At 61.7% G+C, this 21,137-nt stretch carries 10 protein-coding genes; 1 reads left to right on the plus strand and 9 read right to left on the minus strand.

Going from position 1 to position 21,137, the window contains the following annotated elements; all coding sequences use genetic code 11:
• The coding region (locus J4E00_RS21000; protein WP_208177245.1) for a T9SS type A sorting domain-containing protein at positions 1-1,041 on the plus strand (1,041 nt) is incomplete at its 5' end.
• Positions 1,042-1,250: 209 nt separating this feature from the next.
• On the opposite strand, the gene J4E00_RS21005 is transcribed toward J4E00_RS21000, so the two are convergent.
• The 9 genes from J4E00_RS21005 to J4E00_RS21045 form a co-directional block, all read right to left on the minus strand.
• Positions 1,251-2,588 (minus strand): ATP-binding protein, encoded by a 1,338-nt coding sequence (locus J4E00_RS21005; protein ID WP_236050010.1) that lies wholly within the window; start codon positions 2,586-2,588, stop codon positions 1,251-1,253.
• 5 nt (positions 2,589-2,593) lie between these two features.
• A complete protein-coding gene (locus J4E00_RS21010; protein ID WP_208177246.1) occupies positions 2,594-3,490 on the minus strand; it encodes a hypothetical protein in 897 nt (298 codons plus the stop codon).
• Between the two features lie 46 nt (positions 3,491-3,536).
• A complete protein-coding gene (locus J4E00_RS21015) occupies positions 3,537-4,025 on the minus strand; it encodes a hypothetical protein (RefSeq protein WP_208177247.1) in 489 nt (162 codons plus the stop codon).
• A complete protein-coding gene (locus J4E00_RS21020; protein ID WP_208177248.1) occupies positions 4,022-7,234 on the minus strand; it encodes a DUF4157 domain-containing protein in 3,213 nt (1,070 codons plus the stop codon). Before J4E00_RS21020 ends, J4E00_RS21015 begins: the two co-directional genes overlap by 4 nt.
• A 66-nt stretch (positions 7,235-7,300) precedes the next feature.
• Positions 7,301-8,758, minus strand: a complete 1,458-nt coding sequence (locus J4E00_RS21025; RefSeq protein ID WP_208177249.1) for a contractile injection system tape measure protein — start codon at positions 8,756-8,758, stop codon at positions 7,301-7,303.
• Positions 8,755-13,236 carry a hypothetical protein gene (locus tag J4E00_RS21030; protein ID WP_208177250.1) on the minus strand — a complete coding sequence of 1,494 codons (4,482 nt, stop codon included), beginning with the start codon at positions 13,234-13,236 and terminating at the stop codon, positions 8,755-8,757. The genes J4E00_RS21025 and J4E00_RS21030 overlap by 4 nt, the downstream gene beginning before the upstream one ends.
• 36 nt (positions 13,237-13,272) lie before the next feature.
• Positions 13,273-17,022, minus strand: a complete 3,750-nt coding sequence (locus J4E00_RS21035; RefSeq protein ID WP_208177251.1) for a hypothetical protein — start codon at positions 17,020-17,022, stop codon at positions 13,273-13,275.
• A complete protein-coding gene (locus J4E00_RS21040) occupies positions 17,019-20,666 on the minus strand; it encodes a baseplate J/gp47 family protein (RefSeq protein ID WP_208177252.1) in 3,648 nt (1,215 codons plus the stop codon). Before J4E00_RS21040 ends, J4E00_RS21035 begins: the two co-directional genes overlap by 4 nt.
• A gap of 2 nt (positions 20,667-20,668) precedes the next feature.
• Complete coding sequence (locus J4E00_RS21045) at positions 20,669-21,127, minus strand: GPW/gp25 family protein (protein WP_208177253.1); 459 nt, start codon at positions 21,125-21,127, stop codon at positions 20,669-20,671.
• Positions 21,128-21,137 lie beyond the last annotated feature (10 nt).

A 21,137-nucleotide genomic window follows, 5' to 3' on the forward strand; every position in this document is an offset into this window, starting at 1 on the left:
TACATCCGCGTGAATGAGTACAGCACGGCCGGTACCTTGGGCAACTTCACCATCTGCGCCACGCCGGTGCCCAACTGTCCGGTTCCGACTGGTCTGGCTACGGGCACCATCACCAATACTACGGCGGTGCTGAACTGGGTATCTGCAACTGCAGGCAGCACCTACACGGTTATCTACGGTCCTGCGGGCTTCACGCCGCCTTCGGGCACGGGTAGCACTACGGTCACCGGCATCACCGGCCTGACCACGACCATCACGGGTCTGCAGCCCAGCACCAACTACGCATTCTATGTGCAGCAGGTGTGCGGCGGCTTCAACGGCAGCAGCACCCTGGCGGGCCCTATCGCCTTCGCCACGCCCCTCACGCCTCCTGCCAACGACGACCCCTGCGGTGCTACTGCTTTCGGCAACACGGCCGTAACGGGCTCGAACGTAGGCGCTACCACTACCGCTGGTCCCGCCAATCCGGTTTGCTCAACGGCCAGCTCACCGAAGGACGTATGGTTTAGCTTCGTTCCCAACGCTACGTCTACCACGCTGACCCTGACTGGCGCAGCAGCGGGTACCGTGCGGGTGTACTCGGCCGCCAGCTGCTCAGCTACCCTGAACTTGCTCATCTGCTCGTCGTCGGGAGCCAGCAACACGGCCCTGACTGCCCCGGTAACCGTGACGGGTCTGACCACTGGCACGCGCTACTACGTGGCGGTGAGCGGCTACGGCAGCAACGACACGGCTGGTTCGTTTACCATTGCCGGCACCAACCTGGCAACGCCCACCGCTACCCGCACCAAGGCTGACACCGACGCGCTGCTGGTGTACCCCAACCCCAGCAACACCGGCCAGCTCACCCTCAAGCTGAGCGGCATCAACGGCGTCAGCCAAGCCTCGCTGCTGAACGCCTTGGGTCAAGTCGTGCTCACCAAAAACCTGACCGGCACCGCTGAGCAGACCCTGAGCACCCGCAACCTGGCCGTCGGCCTCTACACCCTGCGTGTAGAAGCTGGTTCGCAAGTACTGACTCGCAAAGTCGTACTGGAATAGCGACTTGTTAAACGAACAAAAAAGGCCTCCCTGGATGGGGAGGCCTTTTTTGTTTGCCCAAAAGCAACAGGACGTCATGCTGAAAAACGGTCATGCTGAGCGTAGCGAAAGCACCTCCACTCATTCGTCAAACGCCCTTCTCCATTGGGGGGCCCGGGGGTGAGGCTCCTACAAGAACGAAGTTGCAGTTACGTGATGAGCGTGACGAACTACTTCCCTTCCTTCACAAACTCCCGATGAATCCCTTCTTCAATCCGCTTCAGCGTCATTTCGGTAGCGCTGGCGGCCAGCAACTCAATAGCGCAGAAGTGGGCCACGTTCAGAATGCCCGCGCCAGTCAACTCGTAGCGGGCGGCTAGCTGGGGCCAGTCCACGTCGGCGGCAATGTGAATTTGAGGCGGAAAAGACTTTCGCCAGACTTCAAGCCGCTCCTCGGGCCGGGGCATGGGGAAATGCACGATGGACTGGAAGCGCCGGGTGAAAGCCTCGTCAATATTGGCCCGTTGGTTGGACGCCAGAATAACCACACCGTTGTAGCCCTCAATGCGTTGTAGCAAGTAGGCCACTTCTTGGTTGGCGTATTTGTCGTGCGCGTCGCGGATGCCGGTGCGCTTGCCAAACAGGGCGTCGGCCTCGTCAAAAAACAGAATCCACTGCTTGTTTTCTGCCTTGTCGAACAGGCGCGACAAGTTCTTCTCCGTCTCGCCAATGTACTTGGACACCACCCGCGAGAGGTCGATGCGAAACACGTCAAGCCCGGTGTGTTTGCCCAGAAGGCTGGCCGTAAGAGTCTTGCCCGTGCCCGGCGGGCCGTAGAACAAAGCCCGGTAGCCAGCCTTTATCCGCTTCTTCATGTCCCATTCCTGCAGCAGGGTGGGACTGTGGGTTATCCAGTGCTCAATTTCCCGAATCTGGCGGCGGGTGCTGGGGTGCAGCACCAGGTCGGTCCAATCCAATTCGGTTTCGATGGCTTCGGCCGGGAAGTCGGTGCTAAAGCGCGGCTTGCTGATGGTGCCGCTGGTGAGCTGTTCCACCACTTCGGGGTCCAGCAGCAAGCGTCCGCTCAAGCGTGGCTCGCCCTCGCGCACAGGCTCTAGCTGCAGAATGTTTTTGCGGGCTAGCCAGTGCTCGGGGCTCAGCAGGTGCTGCACGGCGAGGCGCTTTTCGAGGTCGTCGCCAGCCAGCACAAACTGCGCGGTTTCCCCGGTGGGGAGCAGGCCGCGGTGGCTATTGCCACGCACGCCCCCAAACTCCGGAAAGTCGCCGCCATCCGGCAAATGCTCGGCCATGAGCTGGCTAAAAAACGCCGGTTGCACATGCGGCACCAGTGCCAGCAGCAGCAACACATATTCGGCAAACGTAGGCTCATGCCGCGCCATAAACTCGGCAAACGGCGAGCCGTCCCGCGCATACGCTGGGCCATCGTTCGTTTCTGTTTCGGCCTGCCCATCCTGCACCTGCAGCCGCCCGGCCACCACCGAGCGCAGGTAGGCCAGGGCCGTGGTCAGATTGGCAAGGTTAGGCATGCGGCCGCTTTCAGCAGTCATACAGCTTAGACAAAGGTGTTGTGGGCGGCATCGTAGGTCTTGTCTAGCACACCTGAGCTTACGCCTTCGGCAATTTTGCGCTTCAGCGCGCCGATGCGCTCCCCGTAGTTGGCCGCGCCGATGGTGAGCAGGTTGGTGTAGGCGCGCTCCCAGTTGCCGCCGGTATCAAGAGCGGCGGCCATACGGGCGAAGGTGCCCCGGCCTTGGTGTAGGATGTCGCACACCACTATGCAGGCCTTGGCCGGCGCTCCGGCCAGGCCCAGCCGCTGGTGGTAGCGTGGTAGGTTGGCCTGAAAAAACGCAATGGCCAGCTGGACCTGTATGGCCCGGTGCTCCGCATCATGCTGTGCCCAATGCACCATGCGGGCCGCACAAATAGTTTCCTGGGTTTCAATATCCAGCAGCGTGGGGTTCAGGTAATTCATCAGCCCAAGCGTGGAATCCTCGTTCTCCAGCTGGGTCAGAACCTGCTCGTCGCTGCGGTAGAAAATGTGCTTGTTTTTCAGCTCCAGCCGGGGGAAATATTCCGGGGCCAGTGGCAGCTGCAACAGCGTCCGCAGAAAGCGCACAAAATCCCCGTTGGGAACGTGCGCCGCATACTGCATAAACCCGAAAGTAAACCGGGCTCGGTCGTAGGTATTCAGGCAGAAAAAAGAGCTCTTGCTTTCCACATAAGCCGTGGGGTAAATAAAGTCGGCCCAAATACCGTGTGTGGCCCGATAATCGGCAGGCAAGTACACCATGCCCGGCACGGCATCAATATTATATAGCCCAAAATTATCCTGGTATTTGGTACGGTAGCCAATGGTGAAACGGGCTTCCGGCGAATTCACCCGCGTACCGAAATAAGCCGTTCGGCCATTTGGCAACACGCTGGAGGTGATGTTGAAAGAGTAAGCCATGCAACGAACCAATTTTAGATTGATAAATTCCGGTTGAAATAACCCATTATGGTTTGTCTGCTATCCCAACGGCCTCCTGTGGATTTGTCCCCTCTAGCACCGCTTGAATCGCATCTGCGTAGCGCCGGCCGAGATTCAGGGTGCGTTCCGTTACGTCAACGACGACTTGCGCCAATGGTCCCCAGCCCATATCCGCCGAGTCTCTAAACACCAATATTCGCTCCCCAAAGCTGTATTCCAGGCAGCCGAAAGGCAGGCCCTCGTTCACCAGCGCACACAGTTTCAGCACTGCACCTAGCTTGCGAACTGGGATGGTGACCCGGCCTACCAACATGCATTTGAGCATGGTCCGGTGTGTGTCATAAATCCATACGAAACGCTCAAAAGAGTCGTCCGCATCGATTCGAGCGACTAACACTACCTCTTTTTTACGCTTCATATCCTGGTGCGTCCAGGCAAATTTTTCGGCCAGCTTCCGGGCTTCGGCTAAAAATGCCTCGGCTTCCGGCTTTTTCAGTTGCTCGTCTGTTTTCATGGGGTTACTTGCCAGGTTTCTACTTGTGTGCCGTCCGAAGTTACATCAATGGTAACGTGGAAGTCGCTTCCTCCAATGCCATACGCCCCAATGAAAGCATCTTTCTGGGGGTCGTGCCGGGGGGCGAGTGCATCAGCTTTCTGCGCATCGCCAGCATCGTAGCGTTTGCCCTTCCGGCGGTTTGTGCCGCTAGCCCCAATGAACAGGTTGCCCGTGTCGTTGTTGGCCTGCTGGAGAAGGTCGCGGGCAGCCGCAATGATGCCTGGTCGTCCTTGCCCTTTAGCTGGAAATCCTTTGCCAATCAACACCTTCGCTGCTTCGTCTACGGTGAGGGGCGCCAGTGCTGAGTCGATGTGCTTGATGGTATCGCTGATGGAAATCTTATGACGGATGTCCAGCTTGGCATCTTTGAACTGCCCAAGCTGCCCGGGCGGAAAGGATGATTTGAATTTTGCTATCAGGTAAGCTTTCGTTTCGGCTGTGAAACTGAGAGACTTGCGCGTGATTTTTAGCGCACCTACCTTGCCTTTCTTAGTTTTCTTCTTTTTGGTATCGCCTTTCGGGTTGATTTCGGCGTGGACGTAGGCTGTAGTTTCTTCTGCGTCGCCGCCTTCCTCCATCAGCATCAGTACAGTTAGCTTGTACTTGGCTTTAATGGCCGGGAGCCGCTGGCGTATGGCTTCCAAATCTGGGTTCGGTGCTGCTAGCAAGGCATCTGCCTCGGCAATGGCTTTGCCTAGGTCCTGCTTTTTCTGCTCTTCGGTGCGGGCGTCGTTCTTGTTTTTTCCCAGTAGCTTGTCCAGCACGCTGCCCAGCCAGGCCACAATCTTATCCAACCCTTTGTCAATGGGTTGCCGGATGCGCTTCACAATGCCCACCAGCTTGTCGGGCACGCCGCCCAGGCCGGCAAACTTGGCCAGGAAGGCAATAACGATGTTGAGGGTGCTGGCCATGGTGGCTTCCACCTTTTTGGCCGCACCGGAAATCTGCCCGGCGGCGATGGCTGAGATGGAGTCAATAAACGAGGCCACCACGGCGCCAATCTGGCTGATTTTCTGGATGAAGAAGGTAATGGTGTTGTAGATGGCGATGATGGCCTGGATGACGGCCCCGGCTGGATTGAGCATGCTGGCCAGCTTGGTGATGGCCGCCTTTACGATTTCGCTGGTCACCATCTGGGTCACCTGCCCGATGAGCTGGTCTTTTAGCTCGCTGAGCTCGGCTTTTATCTGCTCCCAGGCGGCGGCAGGGCCGTCTTTCACCAGCGTGACGAGCACACCAGCGGTTTTTTCCAGCCCCACCAGCACCGGCTCGGGGATGATTTTGACCAGCTTGCCGCGGATGTTCTGCCACGTCAGGCCCAGTACCGAGAGCACCAGCTTCACAACTTCGAACAGCGTGAAGGATTTTGGAATGTACACGCCGGCTTCGCCCAGCGGCCCGGTTATCCACTTGATGAGGGCGTTTTTCAGGTGCTCGCCAATGTTGGCCGCAAACATCTGGAAGCCCAGCTTGCCGGCCGCCACCAGGTTGCCCACAAACCCAATCGGGTTCTTGATGATGGTTTGGAAGGCAGCCTGGGCCTTTTTGATGTAGGGCATTACGCCCGGCGCCACCACCGAGAACAGGATTTCGAGCAGGCTGATTATCTGCTGGAAAGCCCAACTGAAGAAGTCGCCCGCGATGCTGGCGAAGCTGCCCACGATTTTGGAGAACGCGCCCACTACCGTGATGACGTCTTGAAAGGTGAGCGAGGAAATGGTCTGGATGATGCGGCCCGGAATGCTCCGTGCAAAGCTCAGCAGCCCCGACATCGCGCCCTGGAACCATGCATAAGCCTTCGCCAGGGCATTGCCCTTTTTGAGGTTCTGGTAGATTTCTTCCTGTCCGATGAGCTTCATGAAGCCGCCAATCAGCGCGTCGGCTGTTTGCGGCACGGGCTCGCCGGTGATGGGGTCTTCGCCGAGCACGACGCGGAGCAGGTCGTAGCCGGCCGTGCCTTGTGCCAGGGCGGCCAGGGGCTTCAGAATGGCGTCTTTCACCATCTTCAGCAGCTCCATTACCACGCTGCCGCCAAAGGCAATGAGGCGCCCCACGGGACCGGAAAAAATGTGAACGGCCCGGTTCCACACGCCGCCGAGGTCGAAGATATCGGTCCAGCTCAGCGAGTCGATAAACGCCTTCAGGGCCCCGATTATTTCCGCACCGATGTCGCCGAAAGCAGCCATTTTCTGCTCAACCCAAGCCCCAGCTTTGTTGAATACGCCGTGGTTGTCGAGGGCCTGCGACACGAGGTGGCCGCCCGGCACCACTTCCACCAGCGCCCGCAGAATGTTGGCGGCGCTCCGGTCCGTCGAGCGCATGTTGATGGGGTTGAAGCCCAGTACGATGGTCAGCAGGCGGTAGCCGGGAATGTGGTAGGCTTTATCGGCGAAATAATCCAGCGCATCCTGCACGCCCAGGCGCTGCACGGGTGGCGGCGTGGCCGTGGTGCTCACCGGCTGGGCGCTGCGCTGCACAGCGTGGCCCTGCTGAATGGTGTGCGTGAGCTCGTGGGCTAGCAGTTGCTTCCCTTCGCTGGTGCCCGGCTGGTACTGGTCACGCGAGAAAAAGACGTGGTTTTGGTGCGTGAAGGCGCGGGCACTCAGGTGGTTGCTCAGGCTCGCCGATTCCGGGTCGTTGTGAATGCGAACCTGGCTGAAGTCGGCCCCGAAGCGCGGCTCCATATAGCTGCGCACATCGGCCGACAGGGGCTGTCCGCCGCTGGTTTTCTGGCTGATGGCGGCCTGCGTGCTGGCCGCTACAGCGGGGGTGCCGTCGCCCTTGCGCATCAGCTTGTCGTCTTCTTTTTTCTGGAGTTTCTCGTCCTCTTTCTTCTGGATTTTGTCGTCTTTCAACTCGGCCCGCTGCACTTTTTCTTCGGGTGCGGGAGCTTTTTGCAGCTTATCGTCGGGTTGGCGCTGAAGCTTTTCTTCCGATGCAGCAGGCGCGGGCATGCGCATCACCTTGTCGGCCATGCGGTCGGCTTCCTGTTCAAACTTGTCGCCGGGCTTGTTCACCGTCAGCTTCATCTGCACGGGCGGCGCGGCGGTAGCAGCCGTCGGCTCGAAGAAATTGCCCCCACCGGCCTTCGCAAAGAAGGGCTGGCTCGACGTCCGCGTGGCGGGCGTCGAGGTGGTGGTGGGCGACTTTTCGGCGGTGGCTTTCATGGTGCTCGCAATGCGGTATGATTAGGCGCGAGTGGTTTAGAAATCAGGCTGCGCTCGGTATGTGTGCTAGCCCCATTCCACGCGCAGCATTTGCGGCATCCAGGGCAGCTGTATCATCGAAATGCCCCAGGGCAGCTGGTCGAGCAGGATGTCGTAGCTCATGGGTTCGACTTGCAGCAGCCAGTCGCCGCTGTTGTCGGGGTGGCGGGAGAGCTTGCCGGCGCGGGCCAGGAAGGTGCCGCGCAGGGCATCGGGCGAGGTGCTGCGCAGGGCACTCCAGTGATGCACCACGGCGCGGAGCAGGGCTTCGGCTTCGTCGGTTTGGGCAGTGGTCAGGGTGAGGTCGGTGGCAACGGGCCGGGCCAGCGGAATGGCGCACAGCAGCTTGGGTAAGGTCAGGGCGTGCTCCGGGGCGCTGGGCTGGCCGGTGGCCAGGAAATGCAGCAGGCATAACGCCCGCTCGGGGTGTAGAAGCTGGTCGTTTTCGGTCAGGCCCAAGCCTTCGAAAAAACGGGGCAGGAAGGGATGCAGCAGCACCAGGCCGGCGTTGTCGAGGTAGTAGCCTTCTTCGCCTTCAATCTCGTTTTCCGCAGCTGGTTCCAGCTGTTCAAGGAGGCGGTTTTTTAGCTTGGCGTCGGTTGTCGTGGGGTGTTTTTCTCCTTCCAAATTGCTTGTGGCCGGCCCTTTCGTGCTGCCGGGCCAGTGCCGTTCCAGCACGGCTTGCAGCGCGGCCGGCTGCCGAATGGGGGCTGGCAACCGGAGCCATGCTTCGGCCACTATTTCGGCGGCATTCCGGGTATCGTGGCCGACAAGGTGCCCGAGTACGACTTCCCAGAGCACTGTCTCAAACCGGGTCAGGGCCTGACTCAAAGCGGGTGTAGCTGCCTGTCCCGCCCCGCCAAGCACCGTGCGAATGGCAACCATCACCCGCTGGCTCTCGGGCCAGAAGGTGGCCAGCAGCCTTTCCCGGAACGCAGCCGAAAACTGCCATACCAGTCGCTGTCGCACGTTGGCCGCGCCCAAAGCCCGCCGCAGCAGCTCCCGCACGCGGCCCGGAATAGCGCCCGACCCGGCCATTGCGGCCCAGGCCCCGAGCACCGCCTGCTCGAGGCGACGGCCTTCCGGCAGGCGAAAAGCCCAAGGTAGCCGCCCGGTGCTGAGGAAATGGAAAAAGGCTTCCTCAACGTTCTGAGGACCGGTTTTGAGGCCCACATTTTCGGTCACCAGCCCGGGCATGGCGCGGAGTTGCGCGGCTTGCTCGCGCAGGACCTTTTCGATGGCCTGGGCCACGGCAGCGGGGCCATCGTGCTCCAGGTGTTCGAGCGACAGGGTGCCGGCTTCAATCTCCAGCCGGTCAAGAACCAGGTGTACGCCGGGCGGCGCGTAGCGGTCGAACACCCGCTCCAGGACGGGCAGCAGGGAGTCGGAGCAGAGGCCGGCGAGCTGGCTTTGCAGGGCCAGGCCGTCGGCTTCGGTGCCGTTGAGGTCGAGGTGCAGGTGGTACTGCCGGATGTGATGCGTCATACTTTCCCAACCTTATAATCCGTTTCTGCCACATCGAAGCAGCCCCGGTTGGTGATGACCGTGAGGCGGACCCGGCCGTCCCGGCTCAGGCTGGGCGTCACTATTTGGCCGGGGAAGAAGGTGCCGCCCGGCTGTGCAGTAGTGAACTCCCAAATCCAGGCCACAATGTTGCTGGCAGTCACGCCGCTTACGCTACCGGTAAACCGCGGAAAGTCCACCGTGATGCCAGCTCTGGGCATTGTGCCTTTGCACAGCGGCTCGAATTTGGTGTGAGCGCACTGGTCGCGCTCCGAGCAGTTGAAGGCCGGCACCTGGGTGCGCGGGTTTCTGGCCCGGCGGTCGATGAACGTGGCCCCGTCGAAGGGCGCGCCGCTGGGGTCCGGCTCGTTGGTGTATTCCACGTTCATGGGCAGCAGCGGCTGCGGGGTGGCCGTGAGGTAGTCGAAGCTGAGGCTGAACGTTTCGCACACGAAATGCTCAATCCAGAGCAGCGCGAACGGGTCTTTCTCGTCGGGCTGGTAGCTCAACATGATTAATCCATCCCCGATTTCTCCGGCAATGGCCTTATTCAACTGCTCAATCATACCGCCCACGGTATTGGCGAAATCTCCGTTCAGACCTGATGTCGGCATCGCTATGACGCTGCCCGGCAGGCCGAATTCCTTGCCGTTGTAGCGCAGCACCACTCGGGAATTGGCCGTGTCGTAGGCTTCATATTCATTGCCTTTCACAGGCGGCTGCACCCACAGGCGGTAGGCGCAGCGCCGCGACTTGCCTTCGCAGGGCAGGTTGCAGGGCTCTTCGCAGGTGTGCGTCACCTCCAGCTCAGCTGTGCAGTTGTTCGCGTCTGTTACTTCCACGCGCACGGGCTGGCCGCTGGCCACCGGCTCGGTAGTCAGCTCATTGCCGGAAAGCGGCTGGCCATTGAAAAGATAAGGTAGCTGGCCGCCTGAAATAACAATGGTAGCCTTGTACGTGGCCAGCTCCTCGCACTCGAATCCCGTGGTCCGGAGTCGCAGCGGTGGCCCTACCACCACCGACTGCGCCGGCGCGACCACGCCCGCCGCGTCGCGCACAAACACCGTGTGCGTGCCCACGGCCATGGTCAGAGGCCCGTCCAGGGCCACGAAGCGGCCATTGGTGGAATCAACCCGCACCTGGTAGGGCGCGGTGCCGCCCGTGGGCAGTATCTGCACCTGCGCCTCTTTGTCGGAGGTGCAGCCTACCTGCGTAGTGAAAGCAAGCGGTGGCAGGCAGGAGTGGCTGAAGCTCTGGGTGGTACTGCACTGCTGGCTGTCGCTGATGGTGATTTCGACATCCTCATTACCCGGCAGGAGGTCGCTCATGTATTGGTTGCCGGTTACGCTGCCGCGGCTAGCCGTGTAAGGCGCGGTGCCGCCGGTAATCTGGGCCGTCAGCACGTATTCGTTGTTGTCGCCAAAGCACTCAAAACTGGCTTCCCCGAACGCCAGTTGGCCTGTCACCTTCACCGTTTGCGGAGCCGATTCGCTGGCCTCCGCATCCCGGACTACTACCCGGTGCTCGCCCGCGCTCAGCAGAAACGAGCCTTTCAGCGGCTGGAATTCAGCTTCGTCGGTTTTGTAGCTGTAGGGCGGCATGCCGCCTTCGGGTGCGAGCGTGATTTCGGCCTGCTGGTCGGCGTTGGTGCAGCCGATGGTGACCATGAACGTGGGCGGCGGCTTGGGCAGCACAAACTGCACACCGCCCCCGCTGCTCACCAGATAGGGCAGGTAGAAATCGGCAATGATGGTACCATCGGCCAGCTCGTCCACCGTTTGCTGAATGATTTTGCTGGCGCTCACGCCGCCCTTGCCGGGCAGCTTCGTGCGCCGGTCGGGGGCCGAGCCGGTGAGTCGGCTCAACAGCAGCCGCACGTCGGGGTCGGCGCTGAGCTCCTCGTTGGCGCTGATGCGGCCCAGCGCCGCCGACATAGCCTCGGTATTGATGGCCGCCGCTGGCAGCTCATTGTCGGACAGCTGGCGCAGCTGGCCGAGTCGCGGCTGGTCCGGCTCGCTGATGGACTGGCCCACGCGTTTGCCCAGGGACTGGGTGGTAAGGGCATTCGCAGTGCCCACAGCCGCGGTGCTGACGTTGGTCAGGTTAATATTTGCGCCTAGCAGGGCCGTATTGAAGCCTGTTGACGCTCCCAGCGAAAGCACCGGGTCGGGGTCGTCGTGGTACACGAGGATGAAGGTGCCGCCCATCGGCACACCCGCCTTGTGCTGAATGCCGGGGTGCTTGTTTAGAAAGTAGCCCAGGAATTGCTGCTGTTTCAGCTCGCGCAGGCGGCGCTTGTACTCGTCGCGCAAGGCCCGTAGCGCCCCCAGCTTGGCCGAATACAGCACCTCATCGAACTGGTCAATCAGGTCTTCCTGCGGCAGGAATTTGGCCAGGTCGGCGGGGAAATTGGCGGCTGCCTCGCTGCGGAAGTAGCGGGCCAGCGCCAGCAGGTCTTCGTACTTGTTTTCCAGGTCGTCGAAGCCTACGGCGCTCAGGCTGGGCGGCAGAATTTCGGCCAGCTTCTCGAAGTAGTAAATGGCCACCACGTGCGGGTAAAACTCCGGCTGTGGCGCCGCTGCGTGCTGAAACAGCAGACAGAAAACCGTCCAGATGGTGTTGTCGCTCACACGGGTCTGGTCTACGTCGATGTAGGGCAGGCCCAGCAGCGTGGTCAGGTTTTTCTCGAACCAGGCACCCACCGAGCCCCTTTGGTAGGGCAGGCCCGGCGCATATTTCGCCAGCAGCGGCAGCTTGGCCACGCCGGCCGGGTCCACGCCTTTGGGCATCATCACGCCGTAGAAAAACCGGGCTCCTTCGGCCAGCGCGGTCATTATTTCCTCGCGCAGGGTGTCGTAAAGGCTTTCCAAGTCCTGAAAATGAGCCGATTCCTTGGTCAGGTCCACGGTCATCTTTTCATCGAAGGCGCCGGTGCGCAGCGCGATGATGTCGATGGGCAGGCGGTTGCGCTCCTTAAGCGCCAGCAGGATGCCGAGGGCGCTTTGGTAGTTCTTACCCAGGTGGCCTTCCACGCGCAGGAAGTTGTAGGGTTCCAGGTCGTAGCGCAGCGGGTTAGTGACGAAAGGGGGCGGCGTGGGCTGGTACTCGGCGGCGCGGTAGCTCAGGTTCTGGTTGGCACGGTTGCGGCGCGTTTTCAGCGGGTTCCAGAGCTGGAAGAGGGGCGTCGTGCCGGTTTGCAGGTAGTAGTAGGGGATGGCCTTATCGGAAAGCGGCACATCGGCCAGCTTGCTCGGTACGCAGCGGATTTGCTCGGTGGAGGCATTGGCCGGGGTGAGCGGGGGCGTGTTGGTGAAGCGCTCCACCATTTCCACCAGCCGCCGAAACAGCTGCCGTAGCTCCTGCGTCTGCTCTTCGCAGCCACTCACAGCCGCCGAACCCAGAAACCGCTGCCGGTAAATGCCGGGGTTGGTGATGGCGGTGGGCACCAGCGCGCCCAGCATCAGGTGGCGCGGAAACAGGTCTTCGTCGGGGCAGCAGGCGCAGAGCAGCTCCGCGCCCTTCCACCGAAACTCGTCGTAGGCCTGCAGCAGGTCGCCAAAAAAATCATAGTAATACTGCAGGAAACGCACCTGCGCTGTAGTCGTGGGTGCCGCATCCAGAAAGCCAAAGCTGGCCGTAAACCCGGCAAATGGATTGGTGGCGTACAGCATCTCCACCACCGGCCGGAATGCCGTGTAGGCCGCCGTGAGGGCCGCCGCCGTGTTCTGCACCAGCTTGTTTTCGTAAAAAGCCGCGTGGAACCCCGTCAGCACCTCGCCCGATGTTATGGGCTTGGTATTGGGCACATCGAAGCGCGGCAGGCGCAGGTCGGGCAGGTTGAGGCGGGCCAGTAGGGCAGTTTCGAGGTCGGCCCCGGTCAGGTTGGGCACCAGCTGATTGGCGGCGGCAATGATTTTGGCCAGGTCCGAAAGCGTGACAAGCAGGCGGCGCACGGTCACGGTCACGGAGGCACCCTTGTCATCGCAATTGATGGGGCTGCAATTGCGCAGGTCCTCCTTCTTCAGTTCCAAAAACAGCAGCACTGCTTTGTCTTGCAGGAAATTGGCGGGCGTGGCCAGCGGCTTCACGTTGGGCTCGCCGGCCGGAAACAACTCCCACAGGGGGTACTGCGCGTGCGTGATGGGGTCGAGAAATGGCGCGTAGCCGGGCTCCGGCGGCACCGTGTAATTGTCGCGGTAGGCCACCAAATCCACGTCTTCCGGCTCCAGAATCAGGTAGCCCGCCGAGGTGACGCCGCAGCCGTGCGAGAGGTGAATGGTGCTGACGCCGGCCGTGGTTTCCAGCCGAATTTCTAACCCGCACACAATGCCGATGCCAATGAGGTTGGCCCGCGTCAGTCGCTCCTGCTCGTCCAGGTAGTCGAATACCTGGTTCAGGTGAGCGTTGGTGAGCACCTGATTGGCCTCAAACACGGGGTAATTATCTTGGAGCGCTTGCATAGCAGGTGGCGGTTTTCAAGCAGTTGGGAAGACGAATCAGGATTTCCGGGGCCGGCGCGGCTTGCCGGGTTTCTTAGGCGCAGCAGGCTTCTTGAGCGGGGACTGGCTTTCACCAGAATCCGGGCTTTCAGTAGTGCTCAGGTTCTCAGAAGCAGCCACGCTTTCAGCAGACTCCGGTCTTTTAGACGAATCAGCGGCGTCAGCAGCATCTTCAGGAGCCGCTGTTGTCTCGGAAGACGCGGCTGCTTCAGGGGTAGCCAATGGTTCTGCGGCAAGCGGTACCTCAGGCGAAACCGGGCTTTCGGAGGGAGTCAGAACGGCCTTCTTTGTTCGGGCCGCTGGGCTGGGCATGGGCGTAATCTGTCGGCGCAGCGGGTAGTTGCCGAGGGCGGTACTGCCCAGGCGCACAGGGTTCTGGTCGCTGCCATCGTCGCAGTCGTGCAGAGTGGCGCCGGGGTAAGTATTGCGCAGCTTGCCGAGCAGGTTCACCACCATGCGCAGGCGGTAGGAAACCTCCACATAAGTGGCATAGCGCGCTTTCAGCAGCGTTTCGAGAGCTGCCACCGTGCCCGGCTTGAAGCTGAGGCCGGGCGCCAGCACTACCGGCTGCGGCGCGAAAGCCGTGAGGTTGTTCAGCGTGCGCCCAGCCGTCAGATTAGCCTCCAGCCAGTCGTAAAAATTCAGGCCGAATTGCGTGAGAACGGCCGTGGCGCGGTGGCATAGCTCGTCCTCCACGTTGACGGTGGGCGGGGCGGTCAGCAGGTTGCTACGCAAAATGGCTTCCACGCGCTCCTGTAGCCGCTCGGCTGGCCAGTCGTGGGCAGCATTGGCCGTAAGCCAGGCACGCCAGGCATCCTCGAAGCGCTCGAACTGCCAGCCATACAGCGCAATGTGGTGGAAGTATTTCACCAGCATGGGCATGACCTCGGCCCAGAGGGCAGCGTTCAGGACGGTGGTGCAGCTCAGCTCAGTCGGCGTAATCTGGGTTGTAAACTCCTGCTCCAGCGCGGCCAGTAAAGCATCCGACTGCACATACGTCAACGTTTTGTCCTCGTACCAGGCCGTGAAGACCGTGCTGAACGCCGTGTAAATGGCCAACGCGCAGGCGCAAGCCTCGGCCGAGGCGGGACGCAGGTTATCGGCGGTCAGGCCTTTGGCTTCCAGCAGGTCGGCCAGTTCGCCCACCACGGGGTCGCAGGGGTTTTCGATGAAGCCGTCGTTGCCCACCCAGCAGATTTTGGCCAGCAGATGCGCGGGCGTTTCCTGGCGCACGGTGCGGTCGGCAAAGCCGCGCAAGTCCAGGTTTTCGCTAAACGGCGGGGCCCAGCCGGCCATCACGAAGGTGAGCCGGAAGGAGTACGGGTCCTCATCGCCGCAGGTGCCACAGGCCCCATCGGAACAGGCTGGGTACAGGGCATCGCCGGGAAACTTGGGCCGTAGCAGTAGGTGCTCTACCACAATAAACCGGTCCAAATCGGAGCCCGGCGCGAAGCCCAGCAGCAGGCCCACCCGGTGCTTCAGGCCCGAAACGTTGGCCGGGTCGGCCGGATTTTCGGCGTAGTTGAACGCCCTGCCCCGGTCGTGGCTGATGAGCGGGTAAGCTTCCAGGAAAGCAATTTTGTCGGCAATGAGCTGCTGCTGGCTCACCTGCTGCCCTTCCAGACTGGTGAGCAGCAGCGCGTAGTCTTTGAAAGACTCGCCAAAACGAGCCAGCAAATGGTCGAGGAAGCGGTTGCGGCGTTCCAGAAACTCGGCCAGCGTTTCGGTCAGATTCCCCAGCACGGCCGGCGTTAGCCCATTCACCAGCTCGCTGTAGCCACCCAGCACGGCATCGCTAAACTGCCGGCTGAAGTAGGTCTGCGAAATGGCCGGGTCGAGCGAGAACATATCGGTCGTGTGTGCCACCTGCGCGAAGGCGTTGCCGAGCAGCTGCTCAAAGGCCAGTAGGTAGGCTTTCAGCTGCTTGGCCTGGGCGCGGCGGCGCGGCGAAGCCGCAGAAGGCAGTCCCTCCGGCCCGATGCCGTAGGTGCGCGGGAAGCTGTTTTGCAGCGGCGAATAATCGGCTTCGGGGTCGCGGAAGGTGCCGGTTGGCACCGCTAAATCGGTGGGCGCGTGGGCTACCTTGGCCCGTTCTGCCTCGCCGCGCAACTGGGTGAGAGTGGCAAGGGCCTCGGCCCGGCGCGGTAAAAACGGCAGCCCGTTCTTGTAAAAAAGGAAGCGCGACAAGTGGAAATGCAGCCGCGGCTGGTGCTGGTTGCTCACAAACAACAGCCAGGCGGCGCTGGCCTTGGTGGTATCAAACACGGGCAGGCCGTTGGTCCAGATGGGGTCGGCCGCGCCCTTTAGCTGATTGCCGGCCGCGTCGTACTTGCTCAGCAGCAAGTTATTCACGGCTACCACCCCTTCAATGTCCATCAGCCGGTTGATGAGGTCGGACACCCGCAGCACACTTTTCAGCCCCGCTGCCGCCAGCTCATCGGCCTTGATGAAGCCTTTGTTCAGTTCCGGGCCGTTAAAAATTTCTTCCACCGACACGCCCTCGGCCAACAGCTCCGGCAGCGAATAAAACGGCACCGGCGGGTTGAAATACCGTTCAATCTCGAACCAGATGTGGGCCTGGATTCGCTCGATGTCAGCGTCGGGGCGCACCTCCACGTCGGCGCACACGGCCACGTCTTCCACATCCACGCGGCTCACGCGGCAGTAGTCTTCGCCGAGGTTGCGGTGCTGGTGCAGGGCGGCTTTGGCGGTTTGCACAGCAGCTTCCACGCGCAGCTGCTTGCGACGGTATCGCGGCAGCGGGCCCGTGTCGGTGGCGTTTATGAGCAGCTGTTGCAGGCTCACCGTGCCGGGCGCGCCGCCGGGCAGCACAGTGGTCAGGTTCTTGGCCGCCATGCTGCCGAAGAGGCGTAGCGTTACGTTTGCTATGGTTAGCTTCTGGCCACCGGGTAGCAGCTCCAACTCGTAGGTGGCGTAGAACAGGTTGTTCCAGTTGCGCCGTAGCGCGTCGTCGGTCAGTGGGCTTTGGTCGGCGGGGTTATTGCTGCGATTGAACTTGAGGAGCTTGAGGCTGATGCTTTCGCCATTCTGACCCGCAAAAGCATCTTCACTGGCCAGAAACAGGTTCCATTCTGCCCCTTTTTCCAGGCCCCATTCCGGGAAGTGCAGCTCCACCGCGACCAGCTGGGGCTGGCCTTCGTCGTCAAAAACAGTATAGGTGTGCTCAATTTTCCGGTCGTTCAAATCGCCCAAATCCGGGTCGGCTTCCAGCTCCACCCGGATTTCGTAGAGGCCCAGCGGCTCCACGGTTTGGGGGGTGAGGGCGGGGTTGGTAGGCTTGCGGTAGGAGAGGTGCAGCTCGTCGTTTTCGCACCAGGCGTAGTAGGGCAGGTCGCAGCCGCAGGACTTGCAGAATACCCAGGCGTTGCGCACTCGTTCGAGGTCGATGAGCAGGCGGCGGAAATCATCGGGCGTGACCGGGTTAACGGTCAGGATGTTGCGGGCCGTGAAAAACGCCTGGTGCGGATACGGCTGCGCCGGGTTGGGCGACGGCGTGGCCGGTGCCAGCAGGTCCTTAATGTCCCAGCCGATGCGGTAGGCCAGGTCCGTGATGGCGTAGCACAGCTGGTCCAGAATGGTGATGCCGGGGTCGTGGGCGTTGTAATCGGTCCACCAGCGGCTGCCCAGCTGCTCGATAAAGCCAATGCCCTCCCGACGAAGGCGGAAAAAGTCTTCGGCGGCGCGCAGCGGGGCCTGTTTCAGCAGGACTACGGGTTGGCGGCTCATGCGGTGCAGGGGCAGTTTTCGTGGGGCGCTTCTTCCTGCGCGGGGTTGATTACCAGGATGCTATGCTGCGTGGCCGGAGCCGAAACCAGAATGGAAACGGCCTTCGTGCCGGTTATTTCGGCGTAGTCGGCCGGGCCGGAAGCCGGATGGAACAACTGAAAATCAGTCACGTAATCGACGCTGGTCTGGTCCTCGATAAAGTTGATAAGCACCGACTTGTAGATTTTGCCACCGAACGACGGACCCGCTCCATCGGCAAAAGCCCAGGGCGACAAAAACCGCGTGATGCTCTGTTGCAACTGCTTAATGGAGAACGTTTCATCAAACCCCTCACGCAGCCGCACCCGAAATGCCACACGCACCTCCTCAAACTCGGGATTTTTGACGTGCAGCTTCACGAAGCACGACAGCCGCTGCTGCAGAAAGGCGCCAATTTCGCGCAGCAGCCCCAGGCTGGTGTAGGGCCGCAACGGGTCGCGGAGGTTGCGCAGCTGCTGGCTCGGAATGGCCACCAGTGTGACGTGTCCCGGCGCCAGCTCGCGGTAGATGCCCGTGCCGTTGGCGCTGGATTCGTAGTGCGTGTGGTTGAGGCACTTCACCTGGTAGAGCTGCGGAAAGGCCTCCAGCACCAGGTGCTCGTAATCCCAGAGCGCCACGGCCCGGTCCTTGTGCCGCAGTCGCTCGCTCACGCGGGTGTAGAAGGCATCGGAAGCCTCGCTGCCGCGCCCGCCAAACGAGTCGAAGGGCTGTTCCACCTTCTTCACGGCAGCCACCGGCTGAGCCATTTTCGTGATGGTACCGGCCGGCGTCACCTGCGCCGCAAAAGCCGGGTCGTTGCCCTGGTCCTGGAACGTGACGCGCACGGCTTGGGCCGCTACGAGCAACAGCTGGCACACGGCGGCGCTTTTTTCGGCCACGGCCACGCGCAGCCAGTGCTGGCCGTTGGGCAGCAGCGTGTTGTCGTCGTTGGCATCGCGGGGCACAGCCAGCGTCACGATGCCGGAGCGGGTCAGCTCGCTGGTGGTATCGGCCACGGCATCGCGCGGAAATTCCACCCATTCGTTGCGGCGCAGGTAGCTCCAGTTGAGGTGCGGCACGGGCTTCTGGGTGAGCGGGTCGGCGGTGCCATCGGCCACTTGGAAGAGCAGGGCCAGGTTTTGGGGCGGCAGCAGGGCGCTGATGCCGATGTAGAATTCGGCCTCGTGCGGCACGGGCTGCTGGGCCGGCAGCTTGGGGTCGGCCAGGTTGAGGTGTTTGAACTGCGGCAGCAGGTACAGGGCCTTATCAGGCGCATCAATTTTCAGAAACGGGTGCTGCTCGGCCTGCCCAAACGGGGCCACGTGATAGAACTGCGCGGCTCGCCTCGCAAATGCGCCCGCATCGGCCGAGGACAGCGCAATGCTCTGGCTGGCCGTGTAGCTCAGCGTGAGCGCACTGACGACCGGGCCGGCTGGAGGTGCGCCAGGGTTGGTGGCGGTAGCCGGGGTTTTGCTGAGGAAGGCGAGCAGGGCCGTTTGATAAGCCGCTTGCCCGAATCCATCCGTCAGCCGGAGGCGCACGAAACCGTGCCGGGCGGTGGTGCCGTAGCTTTCCGTGGGCAGTGGGTTGGGCTGGTCCACTACGGCATCGGTTAGCCCGCTGGAAATATCGAATTCCGTTGCCTGCAAGGCGGTACTCGTGCCTGAATCCTCCCAATTGCCTTCCGTCAGAAAGTCAACGGCTACCTGCGGCGTGGTGCCGTAGGGCGCGGGCGCGGCCTGCCACGTTAGCTCCACGGCCGCACTGGTCAGGGTTTTCTGGAACGCCTCGGCCGAGCCAATGGTGAGGGCACTGCCCGCCACCGGCAAAGCCCCAAACGGCTGAAACGGCTTGGACGTATCCACCGGGCCGAAGTCGTTGGACACGGCCAGGGTGCGCAGGCCCGTCACGGCCACGCTCAGCGTGATGGCGCTCAGCCGGGCGTCCTGCAATTGCTGGTATTGATAAGTCGTGGGCTGCTGCTTTAGCTTGAGGAGCAGCAGGGGCAGCGCAGTAGCGAAGGTGTAGCCGTGGGCCTTGGTATTGTAGGCCACAATGGCCGGGTCCGCGCCCGTCAGTTCGATGACGAGGCGCAGTTGGCCGCTCTCGGTTTTGAAGCTGGTAGCTGGTTTTTCAAACCAGCCATCGGCCGCTGTGAACTGGTAAACCACATCAGCTGCCAAATCCGAATAGGAGCCCGTAACCGTGAAATCGACCGTAATGGTGCGGGCACCCTCGGCCAGAAATAAGTAGTGCGAAGCCAGCGCCAAGCCCACTTCGGCCGTCGGCATTTTGATTTCAGTTAGCTGGCCATCGACGTAGATTTTATGGAAAAAAGGCTGCCACGAGCCGTCCGTTGAAGTCAGAGGCGCGCCCAGCCCGTCGTCGGAATTGGCTACGGGTGCGGCGTAGAGGCGGCCGACGGGGGCGGGGCCGCCGGTCCAGCCGCTGCCGGCCGGTTCGGTGCCGTAGCGGTACAGCGTTTTCAGGGCCGTGACCTGGGCCGCGTTGGCTACCAGTTGCTCGTCGCTAGCGAAAAACGCGGGCTTGCCCAAGGCATCTTTGCCGGCCTTAAACAGCTCGCCCGGCGCCAGAGCGTAGGCTTCAACGTGCTTGGCCAGTTCCAGCAGCAGGTGGGCGTGGCTGGGCTCGGCGGGTTTTTCGCGCAGCTGGAGAATGTCGCGGTAGTAGAAGTCGAGGTGGCGCTGGGTGAGGGTGTTGGTTTCCTGCCGGGCGTACTCGTTCAGGCGCAAAAAGGCCAGAAACAGCGCGTAGTGCGGCTCGTGCCCGTCCCACTTGGTGAGGGTGGCTTCCAGCGCCGCCCGGCCTTCGGTGGCCACGCGGGCATACACTTTCAGAAACTGGTCGAAGACGCTGGTAAACAGGTTGTGCGTGGCCAGCCGGTTGATGCGCTCAAAATCGGAGCCTACGCCGTAGGTCGCCAGGTCGTCGGCAATAAATGATTCGTAATTAGCCCAACTGGTGGCCCCCGCCGGCCACCAGGCCGCCGACAAGCCCTTGGTTCTGACCGACTGAAACGACACCAATGGCCCGCCCAGAATCGCCGCCTCTGCCGGTAAGACTGACTCATCGAGCAAGCCCAGCGCCACGCCGCCCTTGTGGTAGGCAACCAGCCTCCCCAGGCCCGTAGCCAGCTGGCTCTGAATCAGATTCAGCAGCAAGCCTTTCAGCGGAATTTCATTCGGCAAGGCCGTTTGTAGGGCGTCGAGCCGTGCTGCCAGGGTGCCCACGGCGCTGAATAGGAAGCCCAGCCGCCGCTTCAGCCCCGCCTCATCGCCCTCATTATCCAGGTTATTCAGATAGCCGAAGGCCTCGGTATTGCGGACTTTGTACTGCTCCACGTCCTGCACGGCGGCCACGGCCAGCTGCACCGACACGTCTTCGGCGAAAAACTTCTCCCAGGTGCCCAGCGGTAGGGCACCGCTGCCGTCGTCGTAGTTCAGGTAGCGGGCGTAGGCCTGCGCAAACACCATGCTGTGCGCGGGCGTGCGCTCGTTGAGCGGCGCCGAGGCGGGGGCCAGCGCCGACAGCACGCGCTGCGGCTGGCTGGTGCCTTCGCGCACGAGCTTCAGCGGGTCGGTGTTCTGGGTGCAGTCGGCGGGCATGGCTAGCGCAGGTCGGGTAGGGGCGTGAGGGTGGCCTCGGCGGGGCTGCCGGGCTGGTTGATGTCAGTGCCTTCCTGCTTGTAGAAGGGGAAGACGAAGTTGAACCGCGAGTTTGTGGTGCGCACCCGGTAAATGGCCTCGATGAGGATGACGCCTTCCAACTCGCGGCTGGTGTCGAGGCGCACTTTCTCCAGCTCAATGCGCGGCTCGTAGTACAGGATGGCCGACTCGATTTTGTCGGCCATCAGGGTTTTGGTAGTGGTGTCCAGGCTCTCAAAAACCAGCTCCTCGGTGTTGCAGCCGTAGTCCGGGAACATCACCCGCTCGCCGGGCATAGTGGTGAGTAGTATCTCCAGGCTGGAGGCGATGTCGGCCTCTTCTTCCAGTATCTCTACACCGCCCAACCCCCGCGTAAACGTGGGCGGAAACGACCAGCCGCGACCTAGAAAGGGTTTGTTCATTGCGAGTAGT

Source organism: Hymenobacter negativus (assembly GCF_017571495.1).
Classification (GTDB): Bacteria; Bacteroidota; Bacteroidia; order Cytophagales; family Hymenobacteraceae; genus Hymenobacter; species Hymenobacter negativus.